We start from the raw sequence: 13,769 nt of genomic DNA on the forward strand, positions 1-13,769 counted from the left end.
AAAAATACACCCGCACCAACTGCGAGGCCCAGGTTCATGTCCACGACAGCTGTTCCCCTTCGTCCTATCGCCAAGGGGTCGCTGACGCGCCTCTGGGTCGGTGTTGCCGCGGTTGCGCTGGCAGCTGGCGGTCTGGCCTGGGCCGGGCAGCGTGGCGTGGAGCCGTCGCCGGCCACCTTCCTCACGCGTAACGCGCATGAGGCGGGCGTGGTGACGACCGAATCGGGCTTGCAGTACAAGGTGCTGGAAGAAGGCACCGGCCCCAGCCCGACGGCCGCCGACGTGGCGCTGGTGGGCTATAAGGGCGCGCTGCTCGACGGCACCGTGTTCGACGAGAACCCGCAGACCGCCATGCCGGTCGATGGTGTCGTCCCGGGCTTCTCCGAAGGCCTGCAGAAGATGAAGAAGGGCGGCAAGTACCGCCTGTGGATTCCGCCGCAGCTTGGCTATGGCGAGCAGGCGGCGGGGCCGATCCCGGCCAATTCGGTGCTGGTGTTCGATGTCCAGTTGCACGATTTCAAGTCCAAGGCGGACATCATGCGCATGCAGCAGATGATGCAGCAGCAGGGCGCGATGCCGCCGTCCGGGCATTGATCCGCGTGTGACAGTCGAAAAAGAGAGAGGGTCGGGATTTCCCGGCCCTTTTTCTTATGCCGTGACGGGGACGGCAGCGGCGCTTTCTACCCTCGCCTCCAGCGTCTTGGCGCGTTCCTCCAGCCAGACCTTGACCATGGCGACGATGGGATCGGCCAGGAACAGACCCATGATACCGAACAATGCGCCGAACAGGATTTGTGCCGCCAACACCAAAGCGGGGGCAAGGTCGGTGGCGCGCTTGGCCACCATCGGCACGATCAGATAGCCATCGACGATCTGCACCACCAGATAGACGCCAAAGGCATAAAGTCCCGCATGGGGACCCGCCGAAAAGCCGACCAGCACGATCAGCACGCCTGAAATGATCGAGCCGATATTGGGCAGGAAGGCGAACAATCCGGTCAATATGCCCAGCAAGCCCGCCATCGGCACGCCCCCCGCCCAGAGCAGCAGCCAGGTGCCGACACCCTCCACCGCCATGCCGATCAGCCGTCCGAACATCAGCCGGCGCAGCGTCCAGCCCATCCGGTCGGCAACGGCATAGAAGTGGTTGCGCTTGTCCATCGGCAGCATCCAGGCGACGCCGCGTTCATATAGTTTGGGTTCGATGGCGATGAAGATCGCAAGCACCAGCATCATCACGCCGCTGGTGATGGCGCCCACTGCCGTCCCGACCGCGGCCGTCACCCGGCCCAGCGAGTTCATGGCCTGGCTGGCGAGGCTCTTGAAATCCTCCGGCGTGGTGGTGACGCCCATTTGCTGCAACCAGCCGCCGATGCGGTTGACCTGGGTTTCGACGATGGTGCGCATCGCCTGCGCCTGCGTCGCCAGGCTCGATCCGGTGAGATAGAAGGTATAGACGAGGAAGGCGAGGGCGGCGACCAACACGATCGCCAGTCGCCAGCCCCGCCCGATCGGCAGTATCCGCCCCAGCAGCCGGGTGCCGCCGTCCATCATCGTCGTCAGCACCAGTGCACCCATGATCAGCAACAGCGGCTGGGCCAGCAGCACGACCAGCGCGACGGCGATGCCCAGGGCGAACCAGACCCCCGCCCGTCTGACCTCATGCTGGATCAGCGGGCTGTGCAGTTCGCTGGGGCCGGGTTGTTCGATATGAACCTGTTTGCCGCTCAACCCGCACCTCTTTTGCAAAAGCTTATTTCGGAACGGCAACGCTCGCCGGGCGCAGGCTGTTCCCCGCCCTTCCGCTGCGGAAGGCGTGGAGCCAGCTCAGCGGGTTCCAGCTTGAATCGCCATCGAGCGAGAAGGTGATGAATTCCGCGCGACCGCCGATCGCTTCCCACGGCACTGGTCCACCGAGGCCGTTTTCCTCCAGCGGCGCGCGGCTGTCGGCGCTGTTGTCGCGATTGTCGCCCATCAGGAAGACATGTCCTTCGGGTATCCGCACCGGCCCGTACCAGTCGAGCGTGCTGGGCCCCATGTCGATGACCACATAGCTTTTGCCATTGGGCAGCACCTCCTGCCGTACCGGCAACTCGCACCAGCTTTTGCCATTGGCGTCGGTCATGAGCGCGCCAGGGAACTGCATCGCCGGACAGGGGGCGTTGCCGTCCACGGGAATGCGGATGGGCTTGAGCACCTTTTGGGGAACCGGCACGCCGTTCAGCACGACCTGGCCGCCGCGCACTTCCAATATGTCGCCGGGCAGGCCGATGACGCGCTTGATATAATCCTCGCGCTTGTTCTGCGGCGAGACGATGACGATGTCGCCGCGCTGGGGCATGTGACCGAAAATCCGTCCCTTCAGGAAGGGCAGGGGATGGAAACTCGGCGAGACATAGGACCAGCCATAGGGAAATTTGCTCACCACCAGCCGGTCGCCCTTCAGCAGCACCGGCATCATCGATTCGCTGGGGATGTAGAAGGGCTTGGCGACAAAACTGTGGAAGGCCAGCACCGCCAGGATCAGCAGGCTGATGCTCTTCGCCTCCTGCCACCAGTTGACCGGGATTTTTTCCGGCTCGGAGGATGGAGTGGTCGACGGCTCTTGCGTGGAATGGTTCTCGGTCATGTCGGCTGCCGTCATGGAAGGATTTCCGGCTCGTGGCGCCCCGCCATCATAACGGCAGGGCTTCGATGATCACAAATGCCTGTGCCCATGGATGATCGTCGGTGAGCGTCAGGTGAACGACCGGGCGATGGCCCGCGGGCACCAGCGATTCGAGCCGGCCGAGCGCGCCGCCGGTCAGTGCCAGCGTCGGCGCGCCGCTGGGGGCGTTGACGACGCCGATATCCTTCATGAACACGCCCTTCTTGAAGCCCGTTCCCACGGCCTTCGAAAAGGCCTCCTTGGCGGCGAAACGCTTGGCAAGCGTTCCCGCCTTGGTGAAGGGGCGGCGATTGGCCTTGGTGCGTTCCATTTCGGTGAAGACGCGATTCTCGAATCGCTCGCCGAAGCGGTCGAGGGAATGCTGGATCCGCTCGATATTGCAGAGGTCGGAGCCCAGGCCGATGATCACGCCTTTGCCGCTTTCATCGGACCAGCTCCATCTGTCGCCGCATCTCGCGGATACTGCCCTCCAGGCCGCTGAAAATCGCCTCGCCGATCAGGAAATGGCCGATATTCAACTCGGCCACTTGCGGAATCGCGGCGATCGGGCCGACATTGTCGAAGGTCAGGCCATGACCCGCATGCGCTTCGATGCCGTTCTTGGCGGCAAGCGCGGCAGCGTCGGCGATGCGACGCAACTCTTCCGCTCGCTCGGCACCCGTCACATGGGCGTAACGGCCCGTGTGGAACTCGACCACCGGGGCGCCCAGGCGGATCGCGGCCTCGATCTGCGCCGGATCGGCCTCGATGAACAGGCTGACGCGCACCCCCGCCTCGCCCAGCGCCTCGACAATGGGGCGAAGCGCCTCGATCTGCCCGGCGGCGTCAAGGCCGCCCTCGGTAGTCCGTTCCTCGCGCTTTTCCGGCACGATGCAGGCCGCGTGGGGCCGGTGCCGAAGCGCGATGCCCAGCATCTCCCGCGTCGCCGCCATTTCGAGATTGAGCGGCACGGTGAGCGCCGCCATCAGCGTGGCGATGTCCTCATCCCTTATATGACGGCGATCCTCGCGCAGATGGGCGGTGATGCCGTCCGCCCCGGCCTTGACCGCCAGCAGCGCGGCCTTGACCGGATCGGGATGCTCGCCCCCGCGGGCATTGCGGATGGTCGCCACATGGTCGATGTTGACGCCCAGGCGCAGCGGAGCGGGGGAGTGGGGCATGGCCGTCCTACTGCTTTCGGCTGCCGGGCTTGATCGCCGGGATCGCGGCCAGTTCGGCCGGGAGCTGATCGGCGTCATAGACCGGGAAATTGATGCTGACGAGCGGATAGAAGGGTATGCCCAGCTCGACCTCGCCGGCCGAACGGTCGACCAGCGCGACCTCCGCGACGACGATGCCGCCTTCGGCCTCGACCGCCTTGATCGCCTGGCGTGAGGAAAGGCCGGTGGTCACGACATCTTCGACCATCAGCACTTTCTGGCCGGGCGTGATGGCAAAGCCGCGACGCAGTTCGAACGTGCCCTCCGGGCGCTCCAGGAACACCGCATCCTTGTCGAGCGCGCGCCCGACCTCATGGCCGATGATGAGGCCGCCCATGGCCGGCGACACCACCAGATCGATCTCCTGCCGCAATTCGCGCGGCAGTTGCTGCACCGTCGCGCGGGCCAGCCGGCCGGCGCGCTCGGCATTCATCAGCACGCGGGCGCACTGAAGATAGTTGGCGCTGCGGCGGCCCGAAGACAGGATGAAATGCCCCTCCAGCAACGCGCCGGCAGCCCTGAATTCCGCTAATACTTCCTCGTCGGTCATCTAAATCTTCGATCCATTCGTCCATGCCGTCCGCTCAGCGCGAACGCCATGTCTTTCCCTGCCACGGGTCACCCCATGATCGCGCCCCTGTGCGCGGGGAGCGAGATAGGCTCACCAACTAGGCGTTGCAACAGCGAAGAAAATCTGGTTGGGGAAGGTTGAGGCTGAAAAAAACGATGCTTATAAGCCGTGGCGGACCGAAACGAGCGGGGGGAGGCATATTCATGCATGGATCTTCGTTGCAGCGGCGCCAAGGGGTTACGGGGTAAGAAGACGCTATGGAAAAGGTGAAATCGCTCGTCCTCGCCGGGTTGTTGGCCTTTGCGCCGGCACTCGCGATGAACGGTCCGGCACTGGCTCAGCAAAATGCTGCGGTCGCGGCACCCGCCGCCGGGAATGAAACGACGGCGGCCGCCGATTCGGCCAGCAACGCGGCGGCACCCGCCGCCGAAGCCGCTCCGGCGGAAAAGGTCGCCGCGCCGCCGCGCATGAAGCCGACCTTGGGCATCGGCATGCCGATGCCGGGTGAAATCACCCTTCAGAAGCAGTTTTCGCCGACGGGCCACACGGCACGCTGGCTGCATGACGTGATGTTGCTGCCGATCATCACCATCATCTCGATCTTCGTCCTGGTCCTGATGCTCTATGTGATGGTGCGCTTCCGCCGCAGCGCCAATCCGACGCCGTCCAAGACTTCGCACAACACGGTGATCGAGGTGATCTGGACGGTGGTGCCGGTGGTCATCCTGCTGGTGATCGCCGTGCCATCGATCGGTTTGCTGGCCGACCAGTACAAGCCTGCGCCAAAGGATGCGCTGACCGTCAAGGTCACGGGCTATCAATGGTATTGGGGCTATGAATATCCGGACAACGGCGTTCCGGAATTCGTTTCCAACATGCTGCCGAAGGAAAAGGCGGAAGCCAATGGCGAACCCTATCTGCTGGCGCCCGACAATCGTCTGGTCCTTCCGGTCGGCCGTCCGATCAAGCTGATCATTACCGGCGCGGACGTGATCCACAGCTTCGCGGTTCCTTCACTGTGGGTGAAGATGGACGCGGTGCCGGGCCGCCTCAATGAGAAGAGCTTCACCATTGAGAAGCCGGGCGTCTATTATGGCCAGTGTTCCGAGCTTTGCGGCGCGCGCCACGGCTTCATGCCGATCGCGATCGAGGCGCTGGAACCCGCGCAGTTCGACCAGTGGGTGCTGTCGCAGGGCGGCAAGCTCAAGGGCGCCGGCACGGCCACGACGGCGCAGCCTGCTGCGCCCGCCCCCGCCAAGATTTGATGTAAGGGCATAGACGCCATGACCACCATTACCGCAGATCATCACGGCGATCATGCTCATGAGCATCATGACGCCGATCACAAGCCGGCTTTCTTCCAGCGTTGGTTCATGTCGACCAACCACAAGGACATCGGCACCCTCTATCTGATCTTCGCGATCATCGCTGGCATCATCGGCGGCGCGATCTCGGGCCTGATGCGCGCGGAACTCGCCGCACCGGGCATCCAGTATCTTCAGACCTGGGCGCAGTTCAGCGACGGTCCCGAAGCGACGCTGGACCAGGCCTATCATCTCTGGAACGTGCTGATCACGGCCCACGGCCTCATCATGGTGTTCTTCATGGTGATGCCCGCGATGATCGGCGGCTTCGGCAACTGGTTCGTCCCGATCATGATCGGCGCGCCGGACATGGCATTCCCGCGGATGAACAACATCAGCTTCTGGCTGCTCATCCCGGCCTTTGCCCTGCTGCTCGGCTCGACCTTCTTCCCCGGCGGCACCGGTAACGGCGCGGGCACGGGCTGGACGGTCTATGCCCCGCTCTCCACCAGCGGGTCGGCGGGGCCGGCGGTCGACATGGCGATCCTGTCGCTGCACATCGCGGGCGCCAGCTCGATCCTGGGCGCGATCAACTTCATCACCACCATCCTCAACATGCGCGCGCCGGGCATGACCCTGCACAAGATGCCGCTGTTCGTCTGGTCGGTGCTGGTCACTGCCTTCCTGCTGCTGCTCGCGCTGCCGGTTCTGGCCGCCGCGATCACCATGCTGCTCACTGACCGCAATTTCGGCACCACCTTCTACGATGCCGCCGGCGGCGGCGATCCGGAACTGTACCAGCATCTCTTCTGGTTCTTCGGTCACCCCGAAGTGTACATCATGATCCTGCCGGGCTTCGGCATCATCAGCCAGATCGTTTCGACCTTCAGCCGCAAGCCGGTCTTCGGCTATCTCGGCATGGCATACGCCATGGTCGCGATCGGCGTGGTCGGCTTCGTCGTCTGGGCGCACCACATGTTCACCACCGGCATGTCGGTGAACGTGAAGATGTACTTCACCGCCGCGACCATGGTGATCGCGGTGCCCACCGGCATCAAGATCTTCTCCTGGATCGCGACGATCTGGGGCGGGTCGATCACCTACAAGACCCCGATGGTCTGGGCGCTGGGCTTCATCTTCCTCTTCACCGTGGGCGGCGTGACCGGCGTGGTGCTCGCCAATGGTGGCGTTGACGACGTGCTGCACGACACCTATTATGTGGTGGCGCACTTCCACTATGTGCTGTCGCTGGGCGCGGTGTTCGGCCTGTTCGCGGGCTTCTATTACTGGTTCCCGAAAATGTCGGGCCGGATGTACAATGAATTCCTCGGCCATCTGCACTTCTGGGTGTTCTTCGTCGGCGTAAACATGCTGTTCTTCCCGATGCACTTCCTGGGTCTGTCGGGCATGCCGCGTCGTTACCCCGACTATCCGGAGGCCTTCGCCTATTGGAACAAGGTCGCCAGCCACGGCTATGAGATCATGGCTGCGGGCATGCTGATCTTCTTCGTCAACCTTGTCTGGTCGCTGGTCGCCGGCAAGAAGGCGGAAGGCAATCCCTGGGGTGAAGGTGCCACGACGCTGGAATGGACGCTGTCCAGCCCGCCGCCGTTCCACCAGTTCGAAACATTGCCGGTCATCGACTGATGGCAATATCCCGGTGTTCCGGTTTGCCGGAATGCCGGGATTGGCGTATGGGGCGGCCCAAACCCTAACCTGGAACAGTCCGGCGCAGATATCGACGCCGGGCTGTCGCATGAGGAGAATATGGCAAGTTCGCCGATCAGGGCCGGGCAATCGGCTCCCACGATCCCCGCTCATTGGCGCGATTTCGTCGCGCTGACCAAGCCGCGTGTGATGACTCTGGTGGTCTTCACCGGGCTATGCGGTTTACTCGCGGCGCCGGGCCATATTCATCCGATCCTGGGTTTCACGGCGATTCTCTGCATCGCGCTGGGCGCTGGCGCGGCCGCGACACTCAATCAATGGTATGAGGCCGATATCGATGGGAAGATGAAGCGCACGGCCAATCGTCCGATCCCTGCGGGCCGGATGGATCGACAGTCGGCGCTGCACTTCGGTGTGGGTCTGTCTTTCTTCTCGGTTCTGCTGATGGGGGTCGCGACCAACTGGCTTGCGGCTGCCGTGCTTACAGTATCGATTCTTTTCTATGTCTTTGTCTACACCATCTGGCTGAAGCCGCGGACCGCGCAGAATATCGTGATAGGCGGCGCCGCGGGGGCTTTCCCCCCGGTCATTGGCTGGGCAGCGGTGACGGGGGATATCAGCGCATTGCCGATAGCGCTGTTCATGCTGATCTTCTTTTGGACACCGCCGCATTTCTGGTCGCTCGCCTTGTTCGTGAAGACCGACTATGCCGCCGCGGGGATCCCCATGCTTCCGGTCGTTTCGGGCGAGGTCGCCACCCGACGTCAGATCTGGTTCTACACTGCGATCATGGGGGTTTCAGCCATGGCGCCGGTGGTGCTGCAACTGACTGGCCCGATTTACGGTGCGGTGGCCCTGGTTGGCACGGCGTTTTTCGTTGTCTTTGCCTTTCAGGTCCTGCGCCATCGCGAAAGTGATCCAGTACGGATGGGGCCGGAAAAGCGGCTGTTCAAATATTCGGTTTTCTATCTTTTCCTACTGTTCGGGGCGGTCGTGGTCGACCGGTGGATGTTCATATGACCCCCGATGAAAACCGGCAGATCCGGAGCCGTCAGAAATCCCGCGCCATCGTGACGGGGCTTTTGCTCGGCGCGCTCGTCATTCTCTTCTACGCCATCACCATCGCCAAGATCGGCGGAGGGCATTGATGGCGAGCCTGCCTCCTTCTCCCTTCGACCGGGACCGGCGCAACCGGCGGACCATGATCGGGATGGCTATCGTCGGTCTGGTCATGCTGGGCCTGGGCTTCGCTTCGGTTCCGCTCTACCGGATTTTCTGCGAGCGTACCGGCTTTGGTGGTACCACCCAGCGGGCCTCCGCCGATGTGTTGGTGCGCGAGGCCGTCGGACATCGCATGTCGATTCGCTTCGATTCCAATGTGGCGCCCGGCATGCCCTGGCAATTTCGTCCGGAACATCCCACGCAAACAGTGACGGTCGGCGCGCGCAACATGGCGATCTTTCTGGCCAGGAACATGTCGGATAAGCCGGTCACCGGTACGGCGAGCTTCAATGTCACCCCCTTGCAGGCGGGAGCCTATTTCACCAAGATCCAGTGTTTTTGTTTCACCCAGCAGACCTTGCAGCCGGGAGAAGCGGTCCGCATGCCGGTGATCTATTATGTCGATCCGAAGATATTGACGGACTCGGACAATAAGGACACCCAGGAAATCACGCTGAGCTACACCTTCTATCCTGTTGAGCAGGATAAAAAGCCAAGCTAAGCAAATATCATAACGCGAACGGGGATGAGAACGTCATGGCAGGCGCCAAGAACCACGATTATCATATTCTTCCGCCCAGCATCTGGCCCTTTTTCGGCTCCATGTCGGCTCTGGTCATGGCTTTCGGCGCGATCATGTGGATGCATCCCGATGCGATGCCCGCCGGTGGTGGCTGGGTTTTCCTGATCGGCGTCGCGGGTGTGCTGTTCACCATGTACAGCTGGTGGGCCAATGTGATCAGCGAGGCTCATGCGGGTGATCATACGCCGGTGGTTCAGCTCCACCTGCGCTACGGCATGATCCTGTTCATCGCTTCCGAAGTCATGTTCTTCGTGGGCTGGTTCTGGTCCTTCTTCGACTTCTCGCTCTTCCCGAGCCAGTTGGCGCCGATCGAGGGGATGTTCCCTTCGAAGGGCATCGAGGTGATGAACGCCTTCGAGCTGCCGCTGCTCAACACACTGATCCTGCTTTGCTCGGGCACGACCGTCACCTGGGCGCACCATGCTCTGATCCATGGCGACCGCGAGGGGCTGAAGAAGGGATTGACGATCACCGTTATCCTGGGCGTGCTCTTCTCCTCTATCCAGGCCTATGAATATGCCCACGCGCCGTTCCCGTTCGGCGGCAGCCCCTATAGTTCGGCTTTCTACATGGCGACCGGCTTTCACGGTTTCCACGTCCTGATCGGCACCATTTTCCTGCTGGTGAACCTGATCCGCGCGCATAAGGGCGACTTCACTCCCCGCCAGCATTTCGGTTTCGAAGCGGCAGCCTGGTACTGGCATTTCGTCGACGTGGTATGGCTGTTCCTCTTCGTCGCCATCTATGTCTGGGGCGGCTGGGGCGCGCCGGTACACGGCGGCTGAGGCGCCGTTAATGATCTGGATGAAAACGGCCGGTTGTGATCCGGCCGTTTTCTTTTTGGAAAGGCGGTCCTATGCCTGATCCGATGCCATCGACCGATCCCGATCCCGGCCTGTCGCAGCCCCTGCTGGCCGCGGCCGTGCGCGGCGCATGTCCCCAATGCGGTAGCGCCACCCTCTTTGTCGGTCCAGTCCGCTTTGCCGTATCCTGCCGCGCCTGCGGACTTGATTATGGCCAGTTCAATGTGGGGGACGGCCCGGCGGCGTTCCTCACCCTGATCATTGGTGCGGCGATGGTGGCGATGGCCCTGGTGCTGGAATTGAAGGTCCATCCGCCGCTCTGGCTGCACATTCTGCTCTGGACGCCGCTGACGGTTTTCGCCGTCGTCGGCAGCCTGCGGGTGGCGAAAGGCATGTTGCTGATCCTGGAATATCGCAACAAGGCGTGCGAGGGACGGCTGCAAGCCTGGAAGCGGGACCAGTGATCCGCCGTTTGCCCCTTCTGCCGACGCTCATCGTTGCGGCTGCGGTGGTCGTGATGATCGGCCTGGGCGTCTGGCAGTTGCAACGGCGGGCGGAGAAAGAAGCGATGCTTGCGCTGGTCGCGTCCAACCCGGCTCGGCCCCCTGTCGCCTTTCCGACCTTTTCGCCCGTGCCGTCCGAACAACTGTTCCGCCGCTCCTCTGCCTACTGCCTGCACGTGATCCGATGGCACAGCGAGGCGGGGCGGGCAGCCGATGGAACGACCGGCTATCGCTACATCGCCGACTGCGCAACCGGGGCGGAAGGTCCGGGCATACTCGTCGCCGCGGGGGTTTCGGCGAGGCCCGATGCCAAGCCTCAGTGGCAGGGCGGGCAGATGCGCGGATGGATCGGCGAGGAACCGGATCATCGATCGCTGCTGTCCCGGATCAGCGGCAAGGCCATGCCGTTGCGGCCGATGTTGATCGCTGGGGAGCCGGTGCCGGGACTCAAGCCGCTGGCGCCGCCGACCGCGGCGGATGTGCCGAACAACCATCTTGCCTATGCCGGGCAATGGTTCTTCTTCGCTGCCATTGCCGTGATCATCTACCTGCTGGCGCTTGCCAAGCGAACACCGCCGGTCGATCCTCGATAGCGCGCTACGGAAAAGCTTGCCCGAAGCCGCGTCCAGCGCTACCGGGCTACCCCATCATGCACTATGTGAGCACCAGGGGGAGCGCGCCTGCGCTCGGGTTCGAGGATGTGACGCTGGCCGGGCTGGCGTCCGATGGCGGACTCTATCTTCCGGAAAGTTGGCCGTGCTTTTCGGCGGAGGATATTCGCGCGCTGGCGGGCCTGTCCTATGTCGAAACGGCGGTGCGCGTCATGGCGCCCTTCGTCGCGGGGTCGCTCGGCGAGGAGGAACTGCGCGAGCTGTGCACGGCCGCCTATGGCCGGTTCAGCCATGATGCGGTGACGCCGCTGGTGCAACTCGACCATCGGCACTGGTTGCTCGAACTGTTCCACGGACCGACGCTGGCGTTCAAGGACGTCGCGCTGCAACTGCTGGGCCAGTTGTTCGAACGCTTCCTCTCGCGCCGGGACGATCATCTGACCATCGTCGGCGCGACGTCGGGCGACACCGGTTCGGCGGCGATCGATGCCGTCGCGGGTCGGGAGAAGATCGACATCTTCATGCTGCACCCGGAAGGCCGTGTGTCCGACGTCCAGCGCCGCCAGATGACCACGGTGCTGGCGCCCAATGTCTACAATATCGCCATCGATGGCAGCTTCGACGACGCGCAGGCGCTGGTGAAGGCGATGTTCAACGATGCGGCCTTCGCGCGCCGCTTCAACCTGTCGGCGGTGAACAGCATCAACTGGGCACGGCTGATGGCGCAGGTCGTCTATTATTTCTACGCCGCCGTGCGCCTGGGCGCGCCGGAGCGGGCGATCGCCTTTTCCGTGCCGACCGGCAATTTCGGCGATGTCTTCGCGGGTTATGTCGCCGCGCAGATGGGGCTGCCGGTCGCCAGGCTGATGGTCGCCACCAATGTCAACGACATCCTCCACCGCGCCCTTTCCGAAGGCGATTACAGCCAGGGGCAGGTGGTGGCGACGGCGACGCCCAGCATGGACATCCAGGTCAGTTCCAATTTCGAGCGGCTGCTGTTCGACGCGGGCGGACGCGATGGCAAGGCGCTTGCCGAACAGATGAAGGGATTCGAGGCGAGCAAGGCGATGCGCCTCACCAATGCGCAGCGGGAGGGGGCGTCGGCGCTCTTCACCTCGGCGCGGGTCGACGCCGACGGCATGACCATGGCGATGCGCTGGGCCTATGACGCGGCAGGGCAGGTGATCGATCCGCACAGCGCCATCGGTCTGGCGGCGGCACGCTCGATCGATCTCGACCCGTCGGTGCCGGTGGTCACGCTGGCGACGGCGCATGCGGCGAAGTTCCCCACGGCGGTCGAGCGGGCCACGGGCATTCGTCCGTCGCTGCCGTCGCGCGTGGGCGATCTGTTCGCGCGGGAAGAGGCCTATGCGAAGCTGCCCGGCACTTTCGACGCGGTCACCGCCTATGTCGCGGAGCGGGCGACGCCGAGGGCTTGAGGGGTGAACCTTCAAACCCTCCTTGGTGAACCCTGGTCCGATTACGGTCTGATCGATTCGGGCCATGGCCGCAAGTTGGAGCGCTATGGCCGTTTCCGCTTCATCCGGCCGGAGCCGCAGGCGATGTGGGCGCCAGCGCAGGAAGACTGGCGCGCAGACGGCGAATTCGTGCCCGGTTCCGATGAGGAAGGTGGGGGACGCTGGTTCTATGAACGGCCCGTGCCGGCCGAGGGCTGGCCGCTGCACTGGAACGAGGTGACGTTCCAGGCGAGTTGCACACCCTTTCGCCATCTGGGTTTCTTCCCCGACATGGCGCCGGTGTGGGGCTGGATGCGGGGCAAGATCGCGGACAAGATCAGCGCCGGGGATCAGCCCCAGATCATGAACCTGTTCGGCTATACCGGCGTCGGCACGTTGGCGATGGCGGCGGCGGGCGCGCAGATGGTGCATGTCGACGCTTCCAAGAAATCGGTGGCACAGGCGCGCGCCAATGCGGCGCTGTCGGGGCTGGAGGACCGGCCGGTACGCTGGATCGTCGATGACGCGGCCAAGTTCGTGTCGCGTGAGGTGCGGCGCGAGCGGCGCTATGACGGCATCTTGCTCGATCCGCCCAAATATGGACGTGGGCCGGATGGCGAGGTCTGGCGGCTGGAAGAGGATCTGCCGGGGCTGATCGCCCATTGCCGGCAGTTGCTGGATGCCGACAGCCGATTCCTGTTCCTGACGGTCTATGCGGTGCGCATGTCGGCGCTGGCGATCGGCGAGTTGCTGAGGCAGGCCTTTGCCGATCTGCCGGGGACCGTGGAAGCGGGCGAACTGGCGGTGCGCGAAGAGGCGCGGGAGCTGGAACTGCCGACCGCGATCTGGGCGCGGTGGAGCCGTTGAGCTGAAATAAGCGGCGGATTTTGGCCATTTCTGCATCGAAGTTCACACTGTATGCGCGCGCGTGCCTGGGCGCGCGTGTGCGAGGGCGGGTTATTTCGGACGTTTCAAAGAGGGATGCGGGGTAGAGCGGTGGGGCCGGAATAGGACAGGGTGAATCGAGGCCTGTTGGAGAAATAGGACGTTTTTCGGGGAAGCTGTTGCCCTTGGGCCACCTTCATTTCGTATGACGGTCTGAAGATGGCCAGTTGCGGTCATTCTCAGCCGTTAAGCGCATCGTGCTCCTGCGAAGGCAGGAGCCCAGTTCAAACGGTGCG

At 63.5% G+C, this 13,769-nt stretch carries 16 protein-coding genes; 11 read left to right on the forward strand and 5 right to left on the reverse strand.

All coding sequences use genetic code 11. The annotated features are described in order from the left end of the window. The first annotated feature begins 36 nt into the window (after positions 1 to 36). Entirely contained in the window at positions 37 to 594 is a 558-nt protein-coding gene (locus YP76_RS03980; RefSeq protein ID WP_046762263.1) for an FKBP-type peptidyl-prolyl cis-trans isomerase, read from the forward strand. A 54-nt stretch (positions 595 to 648) separates the two neighbouring features. On the opposite strand, the gene YP76_RS03985 is transcribed toward YP76_RS03980, so the two are convergent. Genes YP76_RS03985 through pyrE form a run of 5 tightly spaced genes read right to left on the reverse strand, consistent with a single transcriptional unit; the run spans position 649 to position 4,417 of the window. Continuing rightward, complete coding sequence (locus tag YP76_RS03985) at positions 649 to 1,731, reverse strand: AI-2E family transporter (protein ID WP_046762264.1); 1,083 nt, start codon at positions 1,729 to 1,731, stop codon at positions 649 to 651. 22 nt (positions 1,732 to 1,753) lie between these two features. Then, complete coding sequence (gene lepB / locus YP76_RS03990; RefSeq protein WP_046762265.1) at positions 1,754 to 2,644, reverse strand: signal peptidase I; 891 nt, start codon at positions 2,642 to 2,644, stop codon at positions 1,754 to 1,756. Positions 2,645 to 2,675: 31 nt separating this feature from the next. After that, the gene (gene acpS / locus YP76_RS03995; protein ID WP_046762266.1) at positions 2,676 to 3,077 is read right to left on the reverse strand and encodes a holo-ACP synthase; all 402 of its coding nucleotides are present in this window, start codon (positions 3,075 to 3,077) and stop codon (positions 2,676 to 2,678) included. Positions 3,078 to 3,090: 13 nt separating this feature from the next. Next, positions 3,091 to 3,828, reverse strand: coding sequence for a pyridoxine 5'-phosphate synthase (locus YP76_RS04000; protein ID WP_046762267.1), 738 nt, complete (start codon positions 3,826 to 3,828; stop codon positions 3,091 to 3,093). 7 nt (positions 3,829 to 3,835) lie between these two features. Continuing rightward, positions 3,836 to 4,417 (reverse strand): orotate phosphoribosyltransferase, encoded by a 582-nt coding sequence (gene pyrE / locus YP76_RS04005; RefSeq protein ID WP_046762268.1) that lies wholly within the window; start codon positions 4,415 to 4,417, stop codon positions 3,836 to 3,838. Positions 4,418 to 4,695: 278 nt separating this feature from the next. On the opposite strand from pyrE, the gene coxB reads away from it, so the two are divergent. From coxB to YP76_RS04050, 10 genes are all read left to right on the forward strand, one after another. Next, positions 4,696 to 5,703, forward strand: coding sequence for a cytochrome c oxidase subunit II (gene coxB / locus YP76_RS04010; protein ID WP_046762269.1), 1,008 nt, complete (start codon positions 4,696 to 4,698; stop codon positions 5,701 to 5,703). Positions 5,704 to 5,721: 18 nt separating this feature from the next. Beyond that, the gene (gene ctaD, locus YP76_RS04015; protein ID WP_046762270.1) at positions 5,722 to 7,389 is read left to right on the forward strand and encodes a cytochrome c oxidase subunit I; all 1,668 of its coding nucleotides are present in this window, start codon (positions 5,722 to 5,724) and stop codon (positions 7,387 to 7,389) included. A gap of 120 nt (positions 7,390 to 7,509) precedes the next feature. Beyond that, complete coding sequence (locus tag YP76_RS04020; RefSeq protein ID WP_046762271.1) at positions 7,510 to 8,430, forward strand: heme o synthase; 921 nt, start codon at positions 7,510 to 7,512, stop codon at positions 8,428 to 8,430. After that, positions 8,427 to 8,558, forward strand: coding sequence for a hypothetical protein (locus tag YP76_RS29010; RefSeq protein WP_269748609.1), 132 nt, complete (start codon positions 8,427 to 8,429; stop codon positions 8,556 to 8,558). Before YP76_RS04020 ends, YP76_RS29010 begins: the two co-directional genes overlap by 4 nt. After that, positions 8,558 to 9,133 carry a cytochrome c oxidase assembly protein gene (locus YP76_RS04025; protein ID WP_046762272.1) on the forward strand — a complete coding sequence of 192 codons (576 nt, stop codon included), beginning with the start codon at positions 8,558 to 8,560 and terminating at the stop codon, positions 9,131 to 9,133. The genes YP76_RS29010 and YP76_RS04025 overlap by 1 nt, the downstream gene beginning before the upstream one ends. A 35-nt stretch (positions 9,134 to 9,168) precedes the next feature. Next, positions 9,169 to 9,999 carry a cytochrome c oxidase subunit 3 gene (locus YP76_RS04030; protein ID WP_046762273.1) on the forward strand — a complete coding sequence of 277 codons (831 nt, stop codon included), beginning with the start codon at positions 9,169 to 9,171 and terminating at the stop codon, positions 9,997 to 9,999. A 71-nt stretch (positions 10,000 to 10,070) separates the two neighbouring features. Beyond that, positions 10,071 to 10,481 carry a DUF983 domain-containing protein gene (locus YP76_RS04035; protein ID WP_046762274.1) on the forward strand — a complete coding sequence of 137 codons (411 nt, stop codon included), beginning with the start codon at positions 10,071 to 10,073 and terminating at the stop codon, positions 10,479 to 10,481. Continuing rightward, the gene (locus YP76_RS04040) at positions 10,478 to 11,113 is read left to right on the forward strand and encodes an SURF1 family protein (protein ID WP_084733008.1); all 636 of its coding nucleotides are present in this window, start codon (positions 10,478 to 10,480) and stop codon (positions 11,111 to 11,113) included. The genes YP76_RS04035 and YP76_RS04040 overlap by 4 nt, the downstream gene beginning before the upstream one ends. A 56-nt stretch (positions 11,114 to 11,169) precedes the next feature. After that, positions 11,170 to 12,570, forward strand: coding sequence for a threonine synthase (thrC, locus tag YP76_RS04045; RefSeq protein ID WP_046762275.1), 1,401 nt, complete (start codon positions 11,170 to 11,172; stop codon positions 12,568 to 12,570). 3 nt (positions 12,571 to 12,573) lie between these two features. Then, positions 12,574 to 13,455, forward strand: coding sequence for a class I SAM-dependent methyltransferase (locus YP76_RS04050; RefSeq protein ID WP_046762276.1), 882 nt, complete (start codon positions 12,574 to 12,576; stop codon positions 13,453 to 13,455). The last annotated feature ends 314 nt before the right edge of the window (positions 13,456 to 13,769 follow it).

The sequence above is a fragment of the Sphingobium chungbukense genome (assembly GCF_001005725.1).
GTDB classification, from domain to species: Bacteria; Pseudomonadota; Alphaproteobacteria; order Sphingomonadales; family Sphingomonadaceae; genus Sphingobium; species Sphingobium chungbukense.

Coding starts and splice junctions, on each gene's coding strand:
- YP76_RS03980 (WP_046762263.1), top strand. CDS start 37: ATGTCCACGACAGCTGTTCCCCTTCGTCCTATCGCCAAGGGGTCGCTG.
- lepB (WP_046762265.1), bottom strand. CDS start 2,644: ATGACGGCAGCCGACATGACCGAGAACCATTCCACGCAAGAGCCGTCG.
- YP76_RS04000 (WP_046762267.1), bottom strand. CDS start 3,828: ATGCCCCACTCCCCCGCTCCGCTGCGCCTGGGCGTCAACATCGACCAT.
- pyrE (WP_046762268.1), bottom strand. CDS start 4,417: ATGACCGACGAGGAAGTATTAGCGGAATTCAGGGCTGCCGGCGCGTTG.
- coxB (WP_046762269.1), top strand. CDS start 4,696: ATGGAAAAGGTGAAATCGCTCGTCCTCGCCGGGTTGTTGGCCTTTGCG.
- ctaD (WP_046762270.1), top strand. CDS start 5,722: ATGACCACCATTACCGCAGATCATCACGGCGATCATGCTCATGAGCAT.
- YP76_RS04020 (WP_046762271.1), top strand. CDS start 7,510: ATGGCAAGTTCGCCGATCAGGGCCGGGCAATCGGCTCCCACGATCCCC.
- YP76_RS29010 (WP_269748609.1), top strand. CDS start 8,427: ATGACCCCCGATGAAAACCGGCAGATCCGGAGCCGTCAGAAATCCCGC.
- YP76_RS04025 (WP_046762272.1), top strand. CDS start 8,558: ATGGCGAGCCTGCCTCCTTCTCCCTTCGACCGGGACCGGCGCAACCGG.
- YP76_RS04030 (WP_046762273.1), top strand. CDS start 9,169: ATGGCAGGCGCCAAGAACCACGATTATCATATTCTTCCGCCCAGCATC.
- YP76_RS04035 (WP_046762274.1), top strand. CDS start 10,071: ATGCCTGATCCGATGCCATCGACCGATCCCGATCCCGGCCTGTCGCAG.
- thrC (WP_046762275.1), top strand. CDS start 11,170: ATGCACTATGTGAGCACCAGGGGGAGCGCGCCTGCGCTCGGGTTCGAG.